The organism is Vogesella mureinivorans, from assembly GCF_007644035.1.
GTDB classification, from domain to species: domain Bacteria; phylum Pseudomonadota; class Gammaproteobacteria; order Burkholderiales; family Chromobacteriaceae; genus Vogesella; species Vogesella mureinivorans.
Genome location: NZ_VMTV02000772.1, coordinates 1 through 327, shown reverse-complemented (window position 1 = coordinate 327; position 327 = coordinate 1). Strand labels below are relative to the sequence as shown.

Below are 327 nucleotides of genomic sequence, written 5' to 3'. Positions count from 1 at the left end.
CTGCATGTCCGGGCCGCCCGCGACGATCTGCTTGCCGTTCAGCGGGTCGCCATCGGCGTCGACGGTGGTGACCACACCGCCCGCCTCGGTGACCAGCAGCACGCCGGCCGCCACGTCCCAGATGTTCAGGCCCCGCTCGTAGAAGGCGTCGTACCGGCCGCAGGCGGTCCAGGCCAGGTCCAGCGAGGCGGCGCCGAGGCGGCGGATGCCGGCCACGCGCTGGCCCACGCCGTGCAGGTCCTTGATCGCCTGCGCATGGCCGGGACGTCCCAGGAAGGGCAGGCCGGTCGAGATCAGGCCGTCGGCCAGGTCCTTGCGCCCCGAAAC

General features: G+C 73.4%; 1 protein-coding gene. It reads right to left on the bottom strand.

The window, feature by feature from the left end; genetic code table 11:
* Positions 1–327 (bottom strand): inositol monophosphatase family protein (locus tag FLQ44_RS18155; protein ID WP_276607884.1); only part of this gene is annotated, 327 nt, incomplete at both ends.